Source organism: Paenibacillus sp. FSL L8-0494, assembly GCF_038003695.1.
Lineage (GTDB): Bacteria > Bacillota > Bacilli > Paenibacillales > Paenibacillaceae > Paenibacillus_AQ > Paenibacillus_AQ odorifer.
In genome coordinates this window covers 6,429,312-6,453,980 of sequence record NZ_JBBOPQ010000001.1, presented here as the reverse complement: position 1 = coordinate 6,453,980, position 24,669 = coordinate 6,429,312, and the positions used below count along the sequence as shown (strand labels likewise).

The 24,669-nt window shown below is 42.8% G+C and carries 16 protein-coding genes; all 16 read left to right on the top strand.

From position 1 onward, the window contains the following. Positions 1-36: 36 nt before the first annotated feature. The 16 genes from NYE35_RS29150 (at position 37) to NYE35_RS29075 (ending at position 24,517) form a co-directional block, all read left to right on the top strand. Complete coding sequence (locus NYE35_RS29150; protein WP_038573634.1) at positions 37-915, top strand: flagellar hook-basal body protein; 879 nt, start codon at positions 37-39, stop codon at positions 913-915. Positions 916-967: 52 nt separating this feature from the next. Then, positions 968-1,789, top strand: a complete 822-nt coding sequence (locus NYE35_RS29145) for a flagellar hook-basal body protein (protein WP_038573632.1) — start codon at positions 968-970, stop codon at positions 1,787-1,789. 10 nt (positions 1,790-1,799) lie between these two features. Beyond that, positions 1,800-2,024: a DNA-directed RNA polymerase subunit beta gene (locus NYE35_RS29140; RefSeq protein ID WP_036681538.1), complete on the top strand. Its 225-nt coding sequence runs from the start codon at positions 1,800-1,802 to the stop codon at positions 2,022-2,024. Positions 2,025-2,287: 263 nt separating this feature from the next. Continuing rightward, positions 2,288-2,710, top strand: coding sequence for a 3-hydroxyacyl-ACP dehydratase FabZ (gene fabZ / locus NYE35_RS29135; protein WP_036681536.1), 423 nt, complete (start codon positions 2,288-2,290; stop codon positions 2,708-2,710). 42 nt (positions 2,711-2,752) lie between these two features. Beyond that, positions 2,753-4,474 (top strand): phospho-sugar mutase, encoded by a 1,722-nt coding sequence (locus NYE35_RS29130; protein ID WP_036681534.1) that lies wholly within the window; start codon positions 2,753-2,755, stop codon positions 4,472-4,474. A gap of 128 nt (positions 4,475-4,602) precedes the next feature. Continuing rightward, positions 4,603-6,639 (top strand): DUF5693 family protein, encoded by a 2,037-nt coding sequence (locus tag NYE35_RS29125; RefSeq protein ID WP_076106989.1) that lies wholly within the window; start codon positions 4,603-4,605, stop codon positions 6,637-6,639. Next, a complete protein-coding gene (gene csaB / locus NYE35_RS29120) occupies positions 6,615-7,748 on the top strand; it encodes a polysaccharide pyruvyl transferase CsaB (RefSeq protein ID WP_036681529.1) in 1,134 nt (377 codons plus the stop codon). Before NYE35_RS29125 ends, csaB begins: the two co-directional genes overlap by 25 nt. 6 nt (positions 7,749-7,754) lie before the next feature. Beyond that, entirely contained in the window at positions 7,755-8,510 is a 756-nt protein-coding gene (locus NYE35_RS29115; RefSeq protein ID WP_036681526.1) for a WecB/TagA/CpsF family glycosyltransferase, read from the top strand. Positions 8,511-8,626: 116 nt separating this feature from the next. Beyond that, positions 8,627-9,754 carry a glycosyltransferase family 4 protein gene (locus NYE35_RS29110; protein ID WP_036681523.1) on the top strand — a complete coding sequence of 376 codons (1,128 nt, stop codon included), beginning with the start codon at positions 8,627-8,629 and terminating at the stop codon, positions 9,752-9,754. A gap of 160 nt (positions 9,755-9,914) precedes the next feature. Continuing rightward, on the top strand, positions 9,915-13,841 hold the full coding sequence (locus NYE35_RS29105; protein ID WP_341122338.1) for an S-layer homology domain-containing protein: 3,927 nt from the start codon (positions 9,915-9,917) through the stop codon (positions 13,839-13,841). A gap of 154 nt (positions 13,842-13,995) precedes the next feature. Beyond that, positions 13,996-14,337, top strand: coding sequence for a hypothetical protein (locus NYE35_RS29100; RefSeq protein ID WP_036681520.1), 342 nt, complete (start codon positions 13,996-13,998; stop codon positions 14,335-14,337). A gap of 542 nt (positions 14,338-14,879) precedes the next feature. Continuing rightward, positions 14,880-17,690 (top strand): Ig-like domain-containing protein, encoded by a 2,811-nt coding sequence (locus tag NYE35_RS29095; protein ID WP_179088126.1) that lies wholly within the window; start codon positions 14,880-14,882, stop codon positions 17,688-17,690. Between the two features lie 87 nt (positions 17,691-17,777). Continuing rightward, entirely contained in the window at positions 17,778-18,317 is a 540-nt protein-coding gene (locus NYE35_RS29090) for a hypothetical protein (RefSeq protein ID WP_038573625.1), read from the top strand. A gap of 153 nt (positions 18,318-18,470) precedes the next feature. Beyond that, complete coding sequence (locus NYE35_RS29085; RefSeq protein WP_036681516.1) at positions 18,471-18,740, top strand: alpha/beta-type small acid-soluble spore protein; 270 nt, start codon at positions 18,471-18,473, stop codon at positions 18,738-18,740. A 339-nt stretch (positions 18,741-19,079) separates the two neighbouring features. After that, the gene (gene metK, locus NYE35_RS29080) at positions 19,080-20,282 is read left to right on the top strand and encodes a methionine adenosyltransferase (protein ID WP_036681514.1); all 1,203 of its coding nucleotides are present in this window, start codon (positions 19,080-19,082) and stop codon (positions 20,280-20,282) included. 200 nt (positions 20,283-20,482) lie between these two features. Then, a complete protein-coding gene (locus NYE35_RS29075) occupies positions 20,483-24,517 on the top strand; it encodes an Ig-like domain-containing protein (RefSeq protein WP_341122337.1) in 4,035 nt (1,344 codons plus the stop codon). Positions 24,518-24,669 lie beyond the last annotated feature (152 nt).

The window sequence follows — 24,669 nt, the reverse complement described above, 5'->3', positions numbered from 1 at the left end:
AAAAGGTAGCAAAAGATTCGGAAGGGGACTACCTTCATGATAAGAGGATTATATACAGCCGCTGCAGGTATGGTTACACAGCAGCGTAGACATGATACGGCAACACAGAACATCGCTAACTTGAATACAACGGGGTACAAGCAGGTTGACAGTGTCAATCATGCTTTTCCGGATGTATTGATCTCTGCTATGAGTAATGGCAATACCAAGCCAGTGGGGCGTCTTAACACTGGGGTTTTTGCAGAACAGTCGATATCCCAATATTTACAGGGTGATTTAAGGGAGAGCGGCAAGACCATGGATTTTGCTTTATCTACGGATTTGCAAGTAGCTGATCCTGTGACAGGTCAAAATATCTCCTTTGATGGTTCGGGCAAATATGTAAGCCCTGAGGGTGAGGTTGTTTATCGTCCACAGGCCTTCTTTACTGTACAGGATGCTGAAGGGAATAATCTGTATACGCGAAATGGGAGCTTCTCAATAAACGCGGCTACAGGAGAGGTACTGAGCAGTGGTGGCTTCAAGGTTCTTGATTCCACAGGCAAGCCCCTTGTCTTGACAGGAAATCAGGACACCCTTAAAGTGGACGGGCAGGGTAATTTGCTTAATCCAGTAACAGGACTTCCGACAGGGACCAAGCTTGGTGTGAGTGTAGTAACAAAGCCACAGGAGCTTGTACGTGACGGTAATGGTGTATTTCACGCTGATGATGTAGAGGCGGCAGATATCCGTTTCTCTAACGGAACAGATAACATGCAAGTACGCCAAGGTTACTTGGAAAGCTCCAATGTAGATCCTACTCAGGTTACTGTGGATTTGAATGCCGCCTATCGGGCTTATGAAGCGAACCAGAAGATTGTTCAATATTATGATGGCAGCTTGCAGAAGGCTGTAAGTGAAGTTGGCAGGGTTTAGGCAGTGCTTAGGAAATGAGCTTTACAGGTAGAGCTTATAGGAGGTTTGATCTATGAACAACTCAACGATTAGTGCAGCAGTCTCCATGTCGAGCCTTCAGCAGCGGCTTGATATTATAGCGGATAATCTAGCCAACATGGATACCAATGGTTATAAGAGCAAGCAGGGCTCTTTTGAGGACGTGCTGACTCGTGTACAACAGCAATCGGATGATTATGACCAACCGGGCCGTTCTACACCCCTAGGCTTTAATATGGGTTTTGGGACTTATGTGCCTTCGATCTCAACGAATTGGGAAGAGGGTCCCCTTAAAGAAACAGGGAGTCCGACCGACTTAGCCATTCAGGGCAACGGGCTTTTTGGTGTTCAGGTCAATGGTACTACGGCGTACACACGTCAGGGTGATTTTCACTTTATTCCTGACACGACTGATGCCAAGATGATGGTATTGGTTGATAACACAGGAAACTCCGTTTTAAATACAGAGGGCAAACCTCTAACGGTTCCTGTAGGTGTGAATGCTGCTATCGATGAATCCGGTCGTGTGTTAACGAAAAAGACGGAGAATGGACCTGTTCAGGTAGCGGGTACTATAATGATAGTAGAACCTAAGACACAGAATGCCTTAAAGGCTGTCGACGGGAATTTCTATATGCTTGCAGATGGAGTTACAGCACAGCAGGCTTTTGTACAAAGAGCGGCAGGCGAGGCATCTGGAATTGGAGTGCGCTCAGGATGGCTGGAGCAGTCGAATGTCGATATGACCTCAGAAATGACAGAAATGATGCAGATTCAACGCACGTATCAACTCGTAGCTCGGGCACTTTCGTCCAGTGATCAGATGTTTGGTCTAGCCAATAACATGCGCGCGTAGAGGTGAAGGAATGGATCGACAGGAAAAAGTTAAATCGGAAGAGAAGAAAGAACCCTCTCCACGAGGGATCTCCAAATGGACCATGATACAATGGGTTCTTATTCCCTTGCTTCTCGTAGCTGCACTTGGAGGCGGCCTGGCCGTCGGTTACGTTGTCCTGGGTAAGAAAGAGTTAAGCGATGCTCTGCAGTGGAGCACGTGGAGACATGTATATGATTTGGTTTTTGCTCCATAAATGAAGATGATTTAACCACTCCCTTGTTATACAAGGGAGTTTTCTTTTTTATGCTGAAAAATGTATAATGGTGGGGGGCCTCGGGCAGCAAAAAGGGCCCTCTCCGCCATGCTGCCGCATCCGGTGGAGAAAGCCCCTTATCTCAACCTCCACTTCTGCAGTTGGTGAAGGATAAATATAGTTTTTACCGAACCTGCCTAATTTTATGCATTTCGGCAAAGAATAAAAGAAAATGTGCAACATCCGAAAGGAGTTTTGTCATAATGCTGGATATCAACCAAATTCAAGAAATCATCCCCCATCGGCCTCCATTTCTGCTGGTGGACAAAATTATCGAGATTGAAATGGGCAAAAAAGCTGTAGGAATCAAAAATGTAACGATCAATGAACCGTTCTTTGTAGGTCACTTTCCGGGCTATCCGGTAATGCCGGGTGTACTGATTACAGAAGCCCTTGCACAAGTGGGTGCGGTTGCTATCCTGGGAGTAGAGGCTAATCGCGGCCGAATCGGTTTTTTAGCTGGGCTGGACGGATTCCGTTTCCGTGGTCAAGTGGTACCGGGCGATACACTTACTCTTGAAGTAGAGATCACCCGTCTTAAGGGCAGCATCGGAAAAGGACAAGCTACTGCTTCCGTTGAAGGTAAGGTTGTAGCCTCTGGAGAAATTATGTTTGCTCTGAGCTAAATATTTTATTTTTTTATAAATATATCTAAAGGAGAGATTCATATGACTCAATTAAGTGCAAAAGCGGCAGACACATTATCCCGCTGGTTGCAGGACCCTTCTGTTGACGAGGCTACAAAGGCAGAGCTTCGCGCTCTGGAGAATGAGCCACAGGAGCTTGAAGAGCGTTTTTACAGAGACTTAGAGTTTGGTACAGGCGGCTTGCGTGGGGTTATTGGTGCGGGCAGCAATCGTATCAATCGTTATACTGTTGGCAGAGCTACACAAGGCTTCGCTAATTATATTCTAGAAAAGCATACTGGAGAAGGCAGACCTTCGGTTGTTATCGCGCATGACTCTCGCCGCTTCTCGCCTGAATTCACACTTGAGGCTGCTCTCGTACTGGCTGCTAATGGTATCGAGGCGCATTTGTTTACTTCCCTTCGTTCAACACCACAGCTGTCATTCAGTGTGCGTTATTTGAAAGCAACGGGTGGTATTGTAATCACCGCGAGCCATAACCCTCCTGAATACAATGGTTATAAGGTCTATAATTCGGAAGGCGGACAGCTTGTACCACACGAAGCCGAAAAGGTCATTTCTTACATACTAGAGGTTGACACTTTTGATGGTGTAAAGCGGATTTCGCAAGAAGAAGCTGAAGCTCAAGGGCTGTTGCACTGGCTAGGAGAGAAGGATGACGAAGCGTTTACTGATACTGTTGCTGCGGTCAGTCTTGCAAGTGAAGAGATTGCCTCTACGCTTGGAAAAGACTTCAAAATCGTATACACTCCGCTGCATGGTACAGGTAATTTGCCAGTCCGCCGTGTACTTGAGAAAATCGGCTTCACCCAGGTGCATGTTGTACCTGAGCAAGAGCAGCCGGATTCTGAATTCTCTACAGTGAAATCTCCGAACCCGGAGGAACGTGAAGCTTTTACGCTGGCTATGAAGCTGGGCGAAGAGTTGAATGCTGACCTTTTGATTGGTACAGATCCTGATGCAGACCGTATGGGTGCGGTAGTTCGCGACAATGAAGGTAAATTTGTTGTTCTGTCCGGCAATCAATCCGGAGCACTGATGATTCATTACTATTTGAGTCGTTTGCAGGAACAAGGAAAGCTGCCTCGCAATGGTGCGGTTGTAAAGACTATCGTTACTAGCGAAATGGGGGCTGCTGTAGCTTCTCATTATGGTGCAACTGTATTTAATACGCTGACTGGCTTCAAATATATTGGAGAAAAGATGACGCAGTTCGAACAATCCGGAGAATACACATATCTTTTCGGATATGAAGAAAGCTATGGTTATCTTGCAGGCAATTATGCTCGTGATAAGGATGCTGTTCTTGCTGCTATGCTTATCGCTGAAGCAGGTGCTTATTATAAAGCTCAAGGCAAAACATTATATGATGTTCTTCAGGAATTGTACGAGCAGTTCGGATACTTCTTGGAAAGCTTGGAGTCCCGTACGCTGAAAGGCAAAGATGGCGTTGCGCAAATTCAAGGAATCATGAATGATTGGCGTTCTAATGCACCACAAGAAATTGCTGGATCTGCCGTAACAGAAATTCAAGATTATTCCCTGGGCTTAAATGGACTGCCGAAGGAAAATGTACTGAAGTATTTGCTGGCTGACGGATCTTGGTTCTGCCTGCGCCCTTCCGGCACAGAACCTAAGATTAAAGTTTATTTTGCAGTAGTGGGTGACTCCCTGCAGAATGCTAAGGATAAGGTTGCTGCACTGTCGAAACAAGTTATGGCTCGCGTTGACGGGGGACAATAATAAATATAGAGTGCCTTCTATATTGTGAATTATATTTTATGTAGAAACGGGTACCGTCTCTAAAAGGATGACGATCCGTTTCTACTTTTGTTAAAAGAGTTTTTAAAGCGAAAGAGGAGGTACTTTTGGTGCGGCAAAAATGGCAACGTTGGAATATTACTTCCCGAAAGTGGCTGTGGATCATAGTTGTGGTTGGCGTTATAGCAGCCTTGCCTGTGGTCTATGATCGACTGCAGACGGAGAAGTCTTCCAAGACAGTAGAATTTGTATTTGATTATCGTGATCTGGTTGATGTAGCCAGCTATCGTGCAAATCCACAAGATTATATTTCCGAGCAGTTAGATCGCCTTAAAGACGCGGGTGTTCAGAGTATGGCGATTTACGAAAGCACACTGGAAGATTATCGTAAGGCGCGTCGTCTGATGATATGGGGTGCGGCTGATATAGCTAATCTTACGGACACGATCATTCCTGAAAATGAGAACTATACCTATATTCTTTTTACCAGTGCTGATTACAGCGATACTTTAGCGCCTGTAATTAAAGAAGCATTTAGTAATCTTGGGATTAATTCAAGAGACTGGAGTTTCCGCGGACAGCAGGGTCTTATCATTGAGACCCCGCTAGAAGATGCTACATTGAAGCCGCTCCAGCCCGATCCATTTACATTGGAGATGCTGCACAACAAGGGATTCAGTATTGTACCTCGTCTTGTGGATTCTCTGACTTATAATGAAGCCACGGTAAAGAAGCTGTTGGATCGTTATGAGGAATTGGGTGTTAAACGGATTCTATTTGAAGGTGAGTCTGTTAAAGGGTTTAATGATGATGCCGATACTGGCAGTATCACTGACTTTGCTAATCTCCTTAAAGAACGTGGAATGGGGATTGCAGCAATTGAGAATATTAAGAAACAGCAAAAGGGCTTTAACAGGCTCGCTTATTTGCTGGATTATAATGTGACACGTTTATATTCCCTTAGTGAGGGAGATTCTGCCTTAGATCCAAAAGTGATTTCGGACCGTTTCGCTCTGGCAACAAAGGATCGGAATATCCGCATGATCTACTTAAACACGATTCCTGCAAGAAATACTGCTAAGGCACAGGTTACAGATACATTAGATAACCTTATTACCAGCCTAAGCGAACCAGGCGGAGCTGTTGAGCAGATTAAAGACAATGGATTTAAACTGGGACAAGCTACGGCATTTGAGGTTGTAGATTCCTCTTATCAACGTTACTTTAAGCTAGTTGCGGTGGTTGGAGCAGTGTCTTTAGTGGCTCTGCTGGTCTCTTACTTCATTCCACAGCTCACGCTTGCTGCCTGGGTGTTAGGTCTGATTGGAAGTGCAGGCCTGATGCTAGTGAAGCCTGAAATGTTTGAACAAGCGCTCGCGCTTGCCGCTGCGATAAGTGCACCAACGCTTGCCGTTGTGCTTGCCATTCGTAAGGTTAATGAAATGGGGCCACCTCTACGGAGCAATCCCCTTACCTATAAGGCTATGAGCCCGCAACGCCGGTTTACACATAGTTTAGTGCTTTATTTTAAGACTTCACTGATCTCTTTGAGCGCTGTGCCGTTTATGATAGCACTGCTTAATAATGTTACTTATAGCCTGGTTCTCAACCAGTTCCGTGGTGTCAGTCTGCTTCATATGGCGCCTATCGGTCTTGTGGCACTTTACGTGCTTTTGTATCGTGGGGATTTTGTCTTTAACAAGACAGGTAAGCTGCTGCGGACACCAATCACATTTGCGATGATTATCATTGCCTTTGTTTTGGCGGTTGTTGGTTATTATTACATGACCCGTACAGGTAACGGTGGCAGTGTGAGTCCGCTGGAAATGGTTTTACGTACCTTCTTGGAAAATACGGTTGGCGTTCGACCGCGTAATAAAGAGTTTTTGCTAGCGCATCCGTTATTAATTCTTGGTGCATTCTTGGCCTTTAGATATCGGAATGCAGCGTTTATCATGATTATTGCTGTAATCGGTCAGCTCTCCATGGTGGATACCTTTGCACATATTCACTCGCCAGTTCTGATCTCGCTCATTCGTGGCTTGCTCGGTCTTGGATTAGGACTGATCATTGGTGTGATTGCCGTAATCGTATGGCAAATTGCAGAAGGGTGTTGGAAACGATGGTCGCCACTCCTAAAAAGATAGTTATTTCCGGTTATTACGGTTTCCATAACAGCGGGGATGAGGCGGTACTGCAATCTATATTGATTGCACTGCAACAACATTCTCAAGCTGCAGGTATAGAGATCGAACCCATTGTCTTGTCCATCGATCCTGAGTGGACTAGCGCCACATATGGAGTGAAATCTGTGCACCGGATGAAGCTGGTTGAAGTCCGTCAAGCTATTTATGAGAGTTCTGGTCTGATCAGCGGTGGAGGTAGCTTGCTGCAAGATGTAACAGGAAGCAAGAGTATTCCTTACTATTTAGGTATTATCAAGCTTGCGCAGTGGATGGGTAAACCGACCTTTATTTATGCTCAAGGTATCGGACCTGTGAATCGTAAGCTTTTCCACCCATTAATCAAATCAGTGTTTCGCAAATGTACCTATATCTCTGTGCGGGATGAACAATCCCGCGAGCTTTTACTTTCTATGGGATTAGAACAGAAGAACATAGAGGTTGTTCCTGACCCGGTGATGGGCTTATCTTTACCTGATGATACTGATGCTGCTGAATTACCAGAGTCTTCAGATTCACTTCCGGTAGTAGGTATTTCGGTACGTTATTGGGAACAAGATCGCAAGGAGCTGGACGCTCTTGCTCAAGGCTTGATTAAGGCGAATCTTGAGAAACCATTGCATTTAAGATTCCTTCCGTTTCATCTTCCATCTGATATTGAAGCCTCACGTTATGTGATGGAGAAGCTGGAAGAAAATATAAGCCAGCATGGGGGTCAGGTCAGTATTTGTGAAGATGCCAGTCATCCGCAACACATGCTGCGGGAAGTAGGGCAATGTGAAGTGCTGATCGGAATGCGTCTTCATAGCCTGATTTATGCCGCAGGGCGGCGAGTTCCGCTGATTGGTATCTCTTATGATCCGAAAATTGATCATTTTCTAGACAGAGTTCGGTGTCAGCCTGTGGGCACGACCCAATCATTAGATGCTGGACAAGTTGCTGCTGAGATAGGCCATCTTTTGGAAACAACAGAGGGATGGAGAAATGAGCGGGAGACGATCCTCTCCTCGTTGATTCAAGAAGCAGGGGCTCCAGCACGGCAAATCGTAGAATATTTCCACCATAAAGGATGATCTAAAGTGAAAGCAGAAAGCGCGGTACCTACAGTTCCTATTTTTGGGATTAGAGTCTCCAAGGTGGATATGGCAGCAACTGTTGCTTATTTGACAGAGGCGGTTCATACCCGTATCCCGCATCAAGTGATTACAGCTAATCCGATTATGGTTATGGCTGCTTTGGAAGATCCAGCTTATATGGAGATAATGAAGTCAGCTGAATTGGTTGTCCCAGATGGAACCGGTGTGGTATGGGCTGCTAATTATTGTAAGGAGCCTGTAACCGAACGGGTAGCTGGGTTTGACCTGTTACATGAATTGATGCAACAGGGTGAAAGATATGGATGGAAGGTATATCTCCTTGGTTCTACACCTGAGGTGATTCAGGAAACCGCTGAAAGGTTACAATTGCAATATCCGCGTGTTATTATTGCAGGATATCATGACGGTTATTTTGGTCCGGAATCGGACGATGAAATTATTGCTGGAATTGTTAAAACCAATCCTGACTTATTATTTGTGGCCAGAGGCGCGGATAGTCAGGAACCATGGATTGCAAAACACAAATCCAAGTTAGGTGTTCCGATCATGATGGGGGTCGGCGGCAGCTTTGATGTAATTTCTGGCAAGAGCAAGAGAGCGCCAAAAGTTTTCCAAAAAATGAGAATTGAATGGTTGTACCGTTTATTAAAAGAGCCTACGCGGTACAAAAGAATGCTTGCGTTGCCGAAATTCGCATTAAAAGTGGTGCGTGAGAAAGATAAAGTAACAAAAGTCTAGTCAAATGCCGATATTCACCTAGAAAATCAGATGAATAGCCTAAAAAAGGGATTGGAATTTGTTTTTGTAACAGCGTATAATTCAATGCGGTAGAGAAATGGGGGTCGACTGATCAAATGTTAATCATATACATCGCTGGATTTATCGTATGCATGGGACTCGCACTTGGCCTCACACCTTTGGTGAAAAAATTCGCCATTAAGATTGGTGCGACAGATGTGCCGAATGCTCGTAAAGTGCACACGAAAATTATGCCCCGCCTTGGCGGATTAGCTATTTTTCTGGCGTTTGTGTTAGGCCTGCTTGCCGTATTGCCGATTATTCCATATGAGTTCACTCCGCGGGAGGCCAACTTCATCAAAGCGCTGCTGTGTGGCGGCGGACTGATTGTACTTATCGGAGGTTTGGATGACCGATTTGAATTATCAGCAAAGTTGAAGCTGCTGGGCCAAATTGTTGCAGCATGTATTGTAGTTTTCGGTTTTGGTATTACTGTAGATTTTGTGAATATTCCATTTAACAATACGTATTCTTCATTGGAAAGCTGGATTGCTATCCCGCTTACGATTTTCTGGATTGTTGGTGTCACCAATGCTGTTAACCTGATTGACGGGTTGGACGGGCTTGCTGCTGGTGTATCAGGGATTGCGATTGCTACGATTGCGGTAATGGCTTTCTTGATGGGTAACACGATGGTTGCCATGTTATGCCTGTTGCTTCTGGGCAGCATAATCGGATTCTTGTTCTTCAACTTCCATCCCGCCAAGATTTTCATGGGGGATACGGGATCGCTGTTCTTAGGCTTCTGCTTAGCTTTACTTGCTTTGCTAGGGTTTAAACAGATTGCCGTGGTTTCGTTTATTACACCTTTGCTTATTATTGGTGTACCGTTGTCGGACACGTTCTTTGCGATCGTGCGCCGTAAGCTGCAGAAGAAACCAATCTTTGCACCAGATAAAGGTCACTTGCATCATTGCCTTCGCGAGCTAGGCTTTAGTCATCGTCAGACTGTGCTCATTATTTATGGTATTGCTGCATTTTTCGGAGTTTTAGCTGTTATTCAATCCTCTGCCGCTCTTTACGAGGCGAACTGGGTTACCTTTGTAGTCATCTGCATCATGCTCTTCTTCTTGCAGATCGGTGCGGAAGTTACAGGTTTGATCGGTAAGACTAAACGTCCGCTGATTGATTTCTTTTTAAGAATTCGTATGAAGGCTAATCCGGAAAGAGGTTCCAAATCTTAATTTATTAATGGTATTATTCTAATATTTTCTATAACTAACAAAACTCATCCCTTTTCGGATGAGTTTTTTGTTGTTTTCCCTAAAAATATCGCTTCCTATGACCGATAAAGAACAAAGTGAAGGTTTACGAGAATTTATACTCAAAGGAGAGATATAACACATGCAACGCTTTAAGAGACCGTTCGTTTGGCTGATGCTGGCGGCTTTGATCGTTTCTATGTTCCCAGGTAAATACACGCCCATAGCGGCAGCGGCTACCACGAGCTCCACGACTTTCTTCAGTCCGGATGATCTCACATTACGGAATACTGTTCTGTTGAAACAGGATGTTGTAGCAACAACAGCTAATCCTAATCCTGAGGGACTTATTGACCGTTCTAGTGTTTACAAAGTAAGTAGCCCTACCTTTTCAATTACAGGAACCTACTCTCAGGTAACATCTTCCACGATGAAGGTTACTGTAGAGCAGCTTACAAAAGATAGTCAATCTAATAAATGGGTAACAGATGCTACTCACCTGACTACGGGAGCGGTAACAACAGATACCAATAGCCCAGATAATCGTTTTGTAGCATCTGGTCTTGTTTTGTATACAGGTTTTAATAAGGTGACCTTTTCTGGTATGCAAGGGAATCTCCAACGTTCAGAATCATTTTATGTTCTTTACGATAAAGTTCCCTATGTAACAGAATTAAAAGTTTTGGGTGGTCCTTCTGCGCTTAATTTAAATGAAGGAACACAGGTTGTCGTACCAGTATCTACAGTTACTCTTCAAGGTAAAGTAACGAATGCCACTAAAGTCAGTGTCTCCGTGAATGGAGGAACTGCATTACAAACTTCCCTATTGGAAGACGGAACATTTTTCACACCCGCGCTGAACTTGAGTCCGGGATTAAGTACGCTTAAGATTGTTATTCAAAATGCTTCGGATTCAATAACAATAGACAGATCCGTATATTTCTTTGATAAGGATCAACCGTACGCTTCTTTGAACATCAACCACGACAATGCGGACTATAATATCTTAAATGATAATGTGCCTACGTTGACTGCTGATTTGACTCCAAGTGTTGCAGGTTTTACTGGACAGATCTTAGTTCCATATAACGTGGCTCCGTTTGCAACAAATGCTGTGCTAACTCTTAATAAAGGTAATAGTTCCGAAAAAGTTGTAACGATTAGTGCTGTGACAGAAGAATTAACAATTCCTGGTCCTGATGGCGTTACTCCAACGTATAAATTGGTTAAATTTAAGACTGCAGCTGATTTAGAAATCTTGGCGGGTGTAAATGACTTTAAATTGTCTGTCGATTATGGCAGCCACAGCAGTTCTCATCTTTATTCATATAAATTTTTGAAAAATGAGACTGTTATAACAGAAATGTACTACCTTCCTGGATATACAGGCTCAGGTGATCTTACCAATATCTCTAAATTGCCATTGAATGGCCAACAGTTAGAGACGGATAGTTTCTATATAATGGCGAAGACAAATAGATCAACAACCCCGGCAGATATAACTGCAAACTATTTGCCATTGAGTAATAAACCACTATCCATAGTTTATGTAACTGCAGGCACAGGAACAAATGAATATATTTATAAAATATCAGGGTTCTCTAATGGTCAACAAAAGGTACAATTCCGTTATAAAGGATCAGAATCCTTCTATAATGCTGATATTTCATATGTATCGAAAAACTATATATATGTAAGTAATCTGCAAGATGGTCAGACCTACGAATTCGATTCCAGTGTAGAAAGAAAACTTAATGTTTCGGGGGAATATATCGGGTTCGAAAATATAGAAAATGCACAAGTGCAAATTAACGGCACAGACAGTAACTCATTAACTAGCAATCCTTTTAAGCTTGAAGTAGAAAAAAACTCAACAGTAAATAAAACAACTTTTAATTTCACTGTGATAATCAGTCAGACGGGACCCCTGGTATACGGTGAGAATAAAATCGTATTTACTGGAGTCTCAAGAGATAATGCTGGTAACCAACGTATTATCAAAAAAGAACTTAAAATCTACATCATTGATACCAATATTTCTGGGGTAAAACAATTCCATCCTACTTTAGGGGATAATCGTTTACCATTTACAACTACAACCCTTTCTAATGAAGTCGAGCGTAATGCCATGCTGGCATTGCCAGCTGAGATTGTATATAAGGATGAAAAATATACAACAAGCAAAGATAAATTCGACTTGGTACTACAAGGTAGTGGTGCTACAACGCTGAATCTTTATCAGGGCTCTACTTTGGTGTTTACTTCGACGGGGCAAGATAAGCTGCTAATTGACGGTACGGAATCCGCTGGACCTATTGGTCCTAAACGTTATCCTGATGAAGTGGCTGCAAATGGTCTGTACTATGACTACATTGGCAGTGCTAAAAACTTTATTTTAAGATTACGTGACATTAAATTTGATGCCCCAGGAAGTCAAGTTTATACCCTAGAGCTTATTAACAAAACAGGAGCAAGAACTACACAACGTCTTGAAGTAGTGCGGGAAGTTGCTCCATATCGTCTTCTGTCACCTGTAGCGACGGTAGGTGAGCAAATTGTTGTTAACAAAAACTTTGTTCGTTTTGATATTGAGGCTGAAGGTGCCACTAAAGTAATAATTGGCAAAGAAGAAGCAATTAAACGTACGGATTTGCCAAATCAAGATCGCTTCACCTATGATTATGTGGGTTTAAAAGCAGACAAATCGAATCCTATTAAGATACAAGTGGTTCGTGCTAACTCCACAATAAGCGATACCATAAATGTGTATTATGCCAGTGCTGTGCAGATTGATACACAATATATGGCGGAGAAGGTAGCTACGAAGTATAGTGTCTTTAATAAAACCTTGGAATTGAACTTCCCTAAAGGTACGATTATGAAGGGATATACTAGCTCTGGTGCTGCAAAATATTATCCTAATACAAAACTGTTGTTTGGTATCGCGGATCCCGCTGATGGCGTTGTTGAACGTAAGAATGATTACGGGAACATTATCAACGTAACGGGTAGTGACGACAGAACCGAAGGCGGGGGCGGGCAGCTTGTGATTCCACAGGATCTTGCTCTACGCTTTACATCAACCGTTTCTACTAATAACTTTTCGAGAGTATCGGATATCTATTGGCTTAGTGGGGGTCTAGGAAATGATGGCGTTAATCTTGAGACCAACGGGGTTACCCCGCATTTCGTGGATGCAAGTGGAAAGACTGGATACTTTACACAGTATAGTCAAACGAGAAAAATCGTACCTTCCCAACGTGGTGAATTGACGCTTACTTTCAACTCCAGCATTGTGGATGAAGTGGGATCGACTATTACAGTATTCCGATATACAGATTCAGGCAAGTGGGAGAACTTAGGCGGGGTCGTAGATACGAAAAAACATACCATCACCGTTCCATTCGATGAATTTGGTTATTACACTGTTATGAAGCTGCGCCGTGGTTTTGTTGATATTACGAATCATCCATGGGGCAGAAATATAATGAATGGATTGTATTCCAAAGGATTTATGACTAATCTTCGAGCAGATGCATTCGGAGCCGATGATTTGACCACTCGTGGTGAATTCGCTACATTGTTGGTGAAATCATTAAGTATTCCTTTGAACTATGATGCTAATAAACAAACCTTCTTTGATATTGTGCCAGAAGCCGTCGCGGCCACATGGGATTTCAAACACATTGAGACAGCTGCTAGGGCAGGTATTGTTACAGGCCTCAGTGATGGCTTCTTTGGGCCTGATCAAGCCTTAACACGTGAACAAGCCGCAGTAATGATAGCTAGGGCGTTGAAACTCAAGATGTCTTTGAATGACAGTAAACTGCTGGCAAGCTTAAGCAAATCATTTGTTGATACAAGTAACATGGATTTCTACTCACGTCCTGCAATTGAAGCTATATCTAAAGCTAAGATTATGGAAGGAAGCGCTGTGACCGTTACAGGCCAAAAGAAGCCCGTCTATAACTTTAACCCGAAGGGTAAGTTGACTAGAGCAGAGGCTGGTAAGATTACTGTGGCACTCTTACAGAAGAGTACAAGCATCTTCCCTAAGAACTTTAACTAAAGAATAAAAAAGTGCTCCGGCTTGCGAAAAGTATTCGTAGGTCGGAGTTTTGATGTAAAGATAACAATTACCAGCGACATAAATTTTGTAATCTGCACCGATTTACGATACAATAATGTAGAAAATATTATTTTCTGAAAGGTGAAAGCCATCGATGAAACCGATTTTATCAAAAGCACAGTTGGATTACATGAAAGCCAAGAATATGTTTGAGAATAGAGCAAAAGTGTTGGAGAAGGAAATTGCAGCTAAACGGGCACTACAGGAGATCACTCAAGAGGTCATGGAAGAACTGGTGCAAGCAACAGGATTCCACGATTCATACAACGAGCTTGTTGTTACTGAGAATGCTCTGATCGAATGGTCTCATACTACAATCAAGCATGAGAAGAGCTACCGCGAGAACCGCGCAGCTATTGATGCAATGTATGACAATGTGAACTCGAGTCCTGAGAAGCGTCAGGAATTGATCCAATTATCTATGAAGATTCGTTAGAAACAATGTAATAGAAGCAGGCGTCGGCAACGGCGCTTTTTTTGTTTTTTGTAGGAATGTTTAAATTAATAGTACAAGTGTTAATGATTCTTAGTAAATATTGCATAATGACGTTTAGAAAGCGACTATGATATACTGTTTTCCGTAGGCACCCATGATTAACAATAGTTAGTAGAACATACATATGTATCTTCTAATGGGATCACACCGGAAAATATAAAAAAGAAGATTTTTTTTGAGAAACCGCAACTTTTTCAAATCTTCTGCGTTTAAGGTGTAGAGTCATTTACACAGAGGCTGAAATTAACCGCTGGTAAAGCCAATTTAACAAAATGGAAAAATTAGCTTTACGTGACTTGAGGCACATTGTATAATACTTAGGTATAATTAGGAATCTAGTATTGTCATGTCCTAAAATCGTTTACCAGTTTCTGTGATACCCGTCACAGACATTATTTATACTTAATTTGCTCAACTCGGGAAAGGGGGTGCATCGGCTAATGAGTGACATGAGCTACTCAACTAAAGAAAAATCTCAGTTTATGAACGTCCAAGGAGGAGAAAAAAAGGTTATGAAGAAAATTTTATCCGTAGCATTATCTACAGCAATGGCATTCTCGATGTTTGCCTCTGTAGCGTTTGGTGACGCAGCAACAACTCCGCAACAAAAATTTGATGCTTTGGCAGCGAAAGGTATTCTCAACGGATACCCAGATGGTCAAGCTCACCTTGAAAAAGATCTTACTCGTGCTGAGTTCGCGAAGATCGTTACTAAATTGTTCGACCTTACTGAAGTAAGTAACAAATTGTCTTACAAAGACAAAGGTTACAACGCATCGAACTGGGCTGTGCCTTACATCGAAGCTGTTACTGCAGTAAACTACATGCAAGGTAAAGATACTGTTAAAGGTATCTTCGATTACAACGGTAAAGTAACAGTTGAAGAAGTTGCGGCTGTATTGTTCCGCGCTTTGAAATTGGAACAACCAACTACAACTGATAACTCTGCATCCGCATGGGCTAAAGGTTATGCTCAAGCAGTAATCAATGCAGGTTTGGTTGCTAAAGACACTAACTTCAAAGCTAACGCTAGCCGTTCTTTGGTAGTTGAAACAGCTTATGCTGTTGATCAATTGAGCCAAGCAGCTACAATCGTTTCTGCTGAAGCATTGAGCCCAACTAAAGTAGTTGTTACTTTCTCTGACAAAACTACTACAACTGTTGAATTGACAACTGCTCTTGTAGCAGGCGTTGAAACTACAATCAACTTCAAACACAATGATCATGATTACACTACAAAAGTAACTTTGGCAGCTCCTAAGGTTGTTTCCGCAGAAGCTCCAAATGCTAAACAAGTAGTAATCAAATTTAACCGTTCAATCGATGTTGATACACTGGCTGAATCCAGCAAAGTTATCGACGGCGTAGTAAAAGTAACTAAAGTGGGTAGTGATGTTAACGAAGTAGCTAATGCTAATGTTACCTTCAACGCTGACAACACTGAAGCTGTTATTACCCTGCCAGGAGTTAAATTCCTTAAAGGTAACTACACTGTAGTTCTTAACGATGCTGTAACAACAACATCTGCTGAAGCTATCCCAGCTTACACACAACTGATCACTGTTGCTGATACAGTTGCTCCAACACTTGCTTCTGCTAGCTCTACTGCAAAAGCAACTACTAAAGATGTATACGTGAAATTCAGCGAACCAGTTAAAACTACTGGTATTGTTGCTTACGTAAATGGTCAAGTAGCTACTGTAACTGTAACAAATGATACTTACACTGAGTATAAATTGTCTGCAGGAACATTGGATAGCGGCAAAACTTACGATGTATCGTTGCTTAACGTTACTGACTTTGCAGGTAATGTAGCTAATCCTAACCCAATCAAAACTACTGTAACTGTAGTTTCTGACGTTGCTGCTCCAGTAATCAAGAGCGTAACTCCAGTAAGTGACAAGTATGTTGAAGTTGAGTTCGACAAAACAGTTGATCGTGCTTCTTTGGTTGGTAATGTTCGCTTGTTGAACTCCGTTGGTGAAAGCCAAGGTACGTTCCAAGTGTTGACTACTGACAATGGCAAGAAGTTCACCCTTCAAAGCCCATTGACTAGCTTCCCTTCAACTGGAACTTTCACTGGTTCTGTAGTATTCGGAGCTTCTGTAAAAGATACTCTGGGTAACATTTTGGGAACAGCTGCTAGCCAAGCAATTACCTTTACTAAAGACACTGTAGCTCCTACTGTAACTGGTGTTACTTACACAACTACAGCTGTTAATAAAGGTCTGGTTCTGAAATTCTCTGAAAATGTTGTATACAAAGGTAAAGGCACCCTGCAACTGATTAATGATACTACTGGTGAAGCTACAACTGTACTTCACAATTCTAGTCTTGTTAAAGGTAGCGGAAGTACTTTCACTATCACTGGTGTAAGTGTACCAACTGCTGGTAGCTACACATTGCGTATTCCTGCAGGATTGTTCGTAGATAAATCCTACAGTGCAAATGAACTGACTGCTGCAGTATTGCCTGTAACAATCGGATCTACTTCAACTGACGATAAAGCTCCAGAATTGTTGGTTGTTAATGGCGCTGCTCCTATCAAGTTCTATGATAGCAAATCTGTTGGTGATGACACTTATGGTGATGCTTTGATCACTGTTGATCTGTTTGATGCTAGCGGTTTGAAATCATCCACAATTCTTGATAAAAACAGCTACACATTGAACAATGCTGGTCTTCCAAGCACTTCTTACGTTACAATTAAAACATTGAACGAAAAAGGCGAAGAAGTATCATCTGCTACTAACCCAACTCGTGCTCGTGCATATGTATATATCCCTAGCTCCAGCATCACAGAAACTAAAGACTATGTCTTTGCTGTGAATGGTGTTACTGATACTGCTGGTAACGTAATCGATGGTACAGTTGCACAACAAAAAGGTAAGCTGACTAGCAGAATTAGCCCTGCGTTTGATTCAGCTGTAGTATCCAGCGGAGGTTCAACTGAACTGATTCTCGGATTCTCCAAAGACCTGAATGAAGCTACAACTGAAGCTGACTTGAAAGCGAACCTGGAATTCTACATCAACACTGATGTTAATTCTAGCAACAAAATTTCATCAGATAACATTCTTTCTATCACTCCGATTAAATACGGATCTGATAAAGGAAAATGGTCTGTTAAATTCTCCAAGAAAATCATTGATTCCGCTGCTGGTGCTAAAGAAGAACTTGATCTTAACGCCAACGGTGTTAACAGAATCATTGTTAAAGTTAAGAAAGACGCTGCAATCTTCGATGCTGATGGCAACAAGATCAAAGGCGAAACAGAAATCTCCGCTAAGTAATCTCCGATTACCGAAGCACAGAATAGCCTCTTCGGAGGCTATTCTTTTTTTATAGGTTTTTATCCCCAATAATGAGGAGGAACTTCTTTGAAATCGGTATGGAAAGTAACAACCGCTGCTGTATTGCTGGCTGGTGGTATATGGGCTGGGTCTTTGCTAAACATTACTGCTGAAGGTGCAGGTGTTGGTTCTCAGCCTGGCACAACGGATGATCCTGTAGTTACTAAAAGCTACGTCGATCAGCAAATTCAGAAAGCACTTTCAGGTGGTGCAGTGACGACTCCGGTAGCGACTGCTACACCTGCGCCTAGTGCAACCACAGCGCCAGTAGCTACACCTGGTCAAAATAGCAGTAATGAATCTGTGATTGTTGATGTGAAGCCTGGCCAAACTTTAATTGCTTCTGCAGGCGCTGAGTTTATCGTTCGCGCGGGTAAAGCAGTAATCGTTTCACAAGATGCGAATGGTGTGGCCGATTTAACAGATGGTAAAGATCTTACAAATGGACTAGCTGCACCATCTAACCACTTATTGTCCTTCCCTCGTGATGGTCGTGGTATAGCTGTTCAAGAGGGTCAAACCCTTGGTCTTGTTGTGATGGTTCGTGGTGGATATACCTTGAAATAATGTGTAATGATATATATTCATAATGCCCGTAAACGGACTTAATCATACCTTCAAACTGTTTTCCAAAGTTACAAATCATTGGCGCGATTGAAGATTAAGTGATGGACGCACAATATTCCTGTAATCTTACAAATTCACAGGAGGTGCTGTAACATGGCACGTAATAATCGTACAGTCGTACCTGAAAGTCGGACAATGCTGAAACAAATGCAATATGAAATTGCAGCTGAATTTGGTTTATATGGGGCTCATTATGGAGGCGGGGCAGACACGGAGTTTGCTTCTGAGTTAGGAGCAGTCGGAGGTAGTGGTTCTGGCCGTAGTCAGTACCTTGGGCATCTGAGTTCAAGGGATAATGGGTCTGTTGGAGGAGAAATTACGAAGAGACTCATTAAGCAAGCTGAACAGTCTCTTTTTCAATAATATCAGGGGTTAGGATACCCTTATTCCTTATCTGATATTGCTTTTTTATAGCGTGAAATCAATATTCATACTCTCACGGGGGGCTCTGTGTTTAATTGACACCACCCCCTAAATAAGATAATATGACTTTTGAGGAAAGCCTTAGACCTTTTCCATATGGAAAAGGTTCATTTTTTGAAGAGTTTAGTGAATGCAGGCATTAAATTTTGCGAAAATCCTTCATAAAAAGAAATCAGGCAAACCTGAATTATTTATATTATTTAGTTTTATTATTTGGCCTGTTATCATTAAGGAATCCCTTATACAGTGTCAGACTAACCATATGGGAGGTTGTTATACTTGTCTATTAAAGGGCGTCATTTGTTTACTTCTGAGTCCGTTACGGAAGGGCATCCGGATAAAATCTGTGACCAGATTTCCGACGCAGTATTGGATGCATTTTTAGTTAATGATCCTAATGCACGTGTAGCCTGCGAAGTAGCAGTAGCAACAGGTCTTGTACTGGTGATCGGGGAAATCAGTACCAAATCAGAGTATGTTGATATTCCTGCCATCGTACGCAATACCATCAAAGAAATTGGATACACACGTGCAAAGTATGGTTTCGACTATAATACATGTGCTGTGTTGAGTTCTCTTAACGAGCAGTCCGCTGATATTGCCCAAGGTGTTAACTCTGCTTTAGAACACCGGGATCCTGCTCAAGTAGCTGAAGAAACAGCTAATATTGGTGCAGGCGATCAAGGACTCATGTTTGGGTTTGCTACGAACGAGACACCTGAACTGATGCCACTGCCGATTGCTTTATCACATCGTATTGCACGTCGTTTATCTGAAGTTCGTAAAAATGGAACCTTGGACTATCTTCGTCCAGACGGCAAAACACAAGTTACGATTGAGTATCAAGATGAAAAACCTGTACGCGTAGACGCTATCGTAGTATCTACACAACATGCAGAGGAAATTTCTCTTGAACAAATTCAGGCGGATATTAAAGAACATGTTATTTTGCCTGTTGTTCCTGCGGAACTGCTTGATGCAGAAACCAAATACTTTATTAACCCAACCGGACGTTTTGTTATTGGGGGTCCTCAAGGGGATGCTGGTCTAACTGGCCGTAAGATTATCGTCGATACATACGGCGGATATGCTCGTCATGGCGGCGGAGCATTCTCAGGTAAGGATCCAACTAAAGTGGACCGTTCTGCGGCTTACGCGGCTCGATATGTAGCTAAGAATCTTGTAGCTGCTGGTTTGGCCGACAAATGTGAGATCCAACTTGCCTATGCCATCGGTGTAGCTACTCCTGTCTCGATAAATGTGGATACATACGGAACAGGTAAAATCAGTGAAGAGAAAATGGTTCAACTGATCAGCAACAACTTTGATCTTCGCCCTGCGGGCATCATTTCTATGCTTGATTTGCGTAAACCGATTTACAGACAAACTGCAGCTTACGGTCATTTCGGACGTACTGATGTTGATCTTCCATGGGAACGCGTAGATAAAGCAGAATTGCTAAGAGATCAAGCAGGGTTGTAATTCATCATACGGTCTTATAATATGTTAACCCGCAAGTTGGCCATGGTGTCAGCTCTGCGGGTTATTTTGCGTGCAAAAACGAGCAAGGCTAGTGAAACTAACCATAGAGAAGTAGACTACTAAACTTTGCCAGCCTTTTAGCCGAAATATAAGAATATACATAAAGACGATAGTATGGCTTGAGAGGAGTCTATCACGGAATGAGAAGAAAAATTTCAATATGGACGGCACTTATTCTAGCGGGAGAGTTAGTACTTGGTTCGGGTTATCCTGCTATTGGAATAGGGAATTCAGCAGTGTACGCTGCATCAGAGTTTGGTATAACAGTCTCGCCAGCGCCTGGAGCAAGTTATGTAAATATCGGATCATCTCTTAGACTGAGCTTTGATCGTCAAGTAAACCCGCAGTCAGGTGAAATTACCATCACGGGTCAGGGTGATAGCTCACCTTTTTTAACGATTCCTATTGGTAGTTATGGTCTAATTGGTAGTTCAAAAGATTACGAGCTTAAGCTAAATCAACAGTTTACTTCAAACAAGACTTATACAGTGACAATCCCTAAGGGGTTGTTCAAGGATAATGATGGTAATGAGTCAGGTGTTACTTCATGGGCATTTACCACTGCGCCTGAGAGTAATACAGCGATTACGGCAGGCAACTTTTCACCTGCTAATAATACAAGAGTGGATGCAGGAGCCCTTAAGGAGCTAAGTCTAACCTTAAATAAAAACCTGTTAAAAGGTGGAGGTTCCATCCGGATTTTGTCGTCTGCAGATAATGCAACCGTACAAGAGTTCAAAATTAAGGATGATGATACTAGAGTTAACGTTCAGACTGATGCTAACTCTACTACAGTTAAACTAACATTGGATAAAACATTGGCCTCCGGAAGTAACTATTATGTTCTTATAGATTCTTATGCTTTTAAGGATGTTGATAATCGAACGTATTCCGGGATTTCAAGCGGTGATGTGTGGAGCTTCTCTACTAAAGGTGTGGCAGAGATTCCAGTGACTCCTGCACCGGCAAACGGATCAGGTGGGGTATCTACCACTGGAGCCCTACAGCTTACATTTGATCGTCCTATGATGCCTGCAGCTGGAACCATAACAGTATCTCCAGGTGCAGCTAACGATGCTAGAACGAGATGGCTTAATGTAAACTCCCCAGCCGTTACAGGAGGAAGCAGCAGAACTATAACATTACTTCCAGCATCAGCAGCATCACCCTTGCTAAACAGTACGCAGTATACGGTGACGATACCGCAGGGAGCTTTTTATGATCAAGACGGAAATGTATTTCCAGCTTCGGGTGCGTATACCTGGACATTTACAACGGCTTCTTTGACAGGACTTAATGTCAGCGCGCTAAACCCAGCTGACCGGAGTGAATCCATAGCTAACAACAGATCATTTTCTGTCACATTCAATCGTAATGTGAATTATAACAGTGCCGTGGAAAATGGTGTAGCGCTTTATAAAAGTGGTGGCGCACAGGTTCCGGTTACTGTTAACCGGAGTACAACTGCAGCAAACGAATATGTAATTACGCCTAAAACAGCTTTAGATAGCGACTCAACCTATTATATTGATATTGCTAAAGGAGCCTTTGTAGACGCTATTGATGCTAATGTTATCTATGATGGACTAAGCGGCAAAAATTCATGGAGCTTCCGGACCTTGTCTCAGGACAAAACAGCTCCACAGCTCACATCTGCATCACTCGAGAACAATCGGACCATTCGTTTAAAATACAATGAGAGTCTTAACTCTTCCATTGCACTGTTGATCTCCAGCTTTGGTGCTACGGTGAATGATGAGAATCGTACAATTGAAAGTGTCTATATCCAGGGAGACAGCGCCTATGTGGTACTCAGTACAGGGGTAGCGGTTGGACAGAACGTGAAGGTTAGCTATACAGGGGGGCTGCGGACCATTCAAGATCCAAGCGGAAATGCAGCCAGCACCTTTAGCTCAAAGCAGGTTACTAACACTATCGAGTCCTCCATGCCTACACCAAAAGATGGACGGATCACAGGTAGAACTGTAGCGTTGAATTTCAATGACTCTTTAAAGGCAGTTTCCTCTTACGCACATAGTCAGTTTCTAGTGACTTCAGATGGGGGATCTCTAGGGGTCAACTCCATAAGCTCCAGCGGGAACACTGTATATTTAGGGATAAATAGCGATGCTTCTAATGGCCAGACCGTTCGTGTCTCCTATTATGCAGGCTCTTATCCTTTGCAGAATTCTTTTGGACAAAATATTGCGGATTTCACAGATTTCTACATTCGCAACAGCAACGATACAATTCCACCCGTGTTCCAAAGTGCAACCGGAGGTGGCAATAAAATCCTTCTGAATTACAATGAAGGCTTGTCAACGACAAACCTCCCGATGAACAGCCAGTTCTCTGTGCTTGTTGGCAGCACTCCTAACTATGTTACGAATGTATCCGTCAGTGGCTCACAGGTCACGCTAACGCTCCAGAGTGCTTTGACGGTGAATCAGAATGTTACGTTATCCTATGTTCCGGGGACTACCGGAATAAGCGATTTAAATGGAAACCGTGCAGCTTATATTAACCTGCAGCCTGTGTCCATCTCGGAAAATAGCGGCACTAGCATACCTGAGATTAGTTCTGCCACCATCAATGGCGACGAGCTTACGGTTACATTCAGTAAAAACATGCAGGCATCTGGTTCCCTCTATGCTAATCAGTTCGGAGTTAGAGCAGATGGAAGCAGTATGGGTGTACAAAACTACACTTTGTCAGGGGATATTTTAAAAATAACAACATCCTCAGCAGTAAAAACCGGGCAAACTGTTGATTTGTCTTATATGTCAGGTTCAGGTACGATCAAGGATTTAAGTGGTAATATACTGTCCTCCTTCTCTTCACTTTCTGTTAAGAACCTAACCGGCGTGAGCACCGGAACGGGAAATCGTCCATCCTATCTAGGGACGATTGCAACAAGTGAGTTTGGAAAAGAATACGCGCTGCTGAAGAGTGACTCTTCACAAATCGTGGATGACCGTTCGTTATACAATCAATCTGTAAAAAGATATACCTTAAACACAGATCGCCTGACGGCCAGTTTTGAATATCTGTATAAGGCAAGTAGTGATACATTAGCTTTTGAGGTGCCTGCTACAGAACAATCGGCCTATGTGACTGTTCCTTTAAAGCCTTTGCTTGATGCTGTAAATCGCAGTAAAACCACAAAATTTATGATACGTTATGGCGATCACTTATATAGCGTAGGACTAGACGATATCGATATGAACGGATTAGCGACAAGCTTGATTGCAGACAGTAAAAATATCTCGCTGGTGTTCCGCTTAGAAAAGGTTCCGGCAGGTACGTTCTCCCCATTTGAGCAAAAGCTAAAAACTATGGGGATGCAGAGCGTTACTAGTCTTATGGATGTCCGGGTGACTGCGATAGTAAGCAGCAATTATTCTAATGCTAAGGCATTATCGGTACCTGGAGAATACACTGTGCGTACAACTTCTTCATTGAACAATGCGCAGACATCTGCTGCTAGACTGGATCTTTCCTATTACGATGCAGCCTATCTGCCAACAAAAGTAAGTACGGTAGGTAGCTATACGATTATTCGTGCTCGTACGGAGGGTAATCAGGTGTTAGGAACTTTTATATCAACCCGGGCCTTCTCAGATATGAGTAAGCATTGGAGTAATTCGATCGTAGCTGAGCTTAGTGCAAAGACTATCATCGATAGCAGTTACGGGACTACATTTAGTCCAGAAAAAAAGATTACCCGTGCAGAGTTTGCAGTAATGCTTAGCCGGGGACTTGGTTTGCTAGGCGATCGCGAGACCGCACAGCGCTTCCGGGATGTGCAGCCTTCCACACAAACGGGAGACTATATTGGTGCAGCAGCTAAGGCTGGTATTATTACAGGCAACACGGATGGCTCCTTCCGGCCTAATGATAATATCACTCGTGAGCAGATGGCAATCATGATGATTCGGGCAATGGAATACACCAAACATCCTATTACATTAAGCGGCACTTCTGCTTCAACGCTGGCTCGCTTCAAGGATAAGTCCAAAATTCAGAATCAAAGTGCAGAATTCGTAGCTAAAGCTGTGCAATCGGGGATTATTTTGGGAATGACCACAAGTGAGTTCCAACCTCAGGGTAATGCCACTCGTGCACAAGCTGCTGTGATGTTGCATCGGATGCTGAAGCAAACAGAATATTTATAGAATAAATAGATTGGTAAAGCCTGGCATTCTGCTGGGCTTTTTTTATGTTAATAGTTTGTGTTACGAGACTCTATAAAGCTTGAAATCTCTCAATTTCGCAACTTTTTCGCTTATTTTCAGTCTATTAAAAGAGTACTAGAAAAATAGGAACC

Excerpts from the sequence above, each read along its gene's own strand:
- NYE35_RS29150 (WP_038573634.1), top strand. The coding sequence starts at position 37 with ATGATAAGAGGATTATATACAGCCGCTGCAGGTATGGTTACACAGCAG.
- NYE35_RS29145 (WP_038573632.1), top strand. The coding sequence starts at position 968 with ATGAACAACTCAACGATTAGTGCAGCAGTCTCCATGTCGAGCCTTCAG.
- NYE35_RS29140 (WP_036681538.1), top strand. The coding sequence starts at position 1,800 with ATGGATCGACAGGAAAAAGTTAAATCGGAAGAGAAGAAAGAACCCTCT.
- fabZ (WP_036681536.1), top strand. The coding sequence starts at position 2,288 with ATGCTGGATATCAACCAAATTCAAGAAATCATCCCCCATCGGCCTCCA.
- NYE35_RS29130 (WP_036681534.1), top strand. The coding sequence starts at position 2,753 with ATGACTCAATTAAGTGCAAAAGCGGCAGACACATTATCCCGCTGGTTG.
- csaB (WP_036681529.1), top strand. The coding sequence starts at position 6,615 with ATGGTCGCCACTCCTAAAAAGATAGTTATTTCCGGTTATTACGGTTTC.
- NYE35_RS29110 (WP_036681523.1), top strand. The coding sequence starts at position 8,627 with ATGTTAATCATATACATCGCTGGATTTATCGTATGCATGGGACTCGCA.
- NYE35_RS29105 (WP_341122338.1), top strand. The coding sequence starts at position 9,915 with ATGCAACGCTTTAAGAGACCGTTCGTTTGGCTGATGCTGGCGGCTTTG.
- NYE35_RS29100 (WP_036681520.1), top strand. The coding sequence starts at position 13,996 with ATGAAACCGATTTTATCAAAAGCACAGTTGGATTACATGAAAGCCAAG.
- NYE35_RS29095 (WP_179088126.1), top strand. The coding sequence starts at position 14,880 with ATGAACGTCCAAGGAGGAGAAAAAAAGGTTATGAAGAAAATTTTATCC.
- NYE35_RS29085 (WP_036681516.1), top strand. The coding sequence starts at position 18,471 with ATGGCACGTAATAATCGTACAGTCGTACCTGAAAGTCGGACAATGCTG.
- NYE35_RS29075 (WP_341122337.1), top strand. The coding sequence starts at position 20,483 with ATGAGAAGAAAAATTTCAATATGGACGGCACTTATTCTAGCGGGAGAG.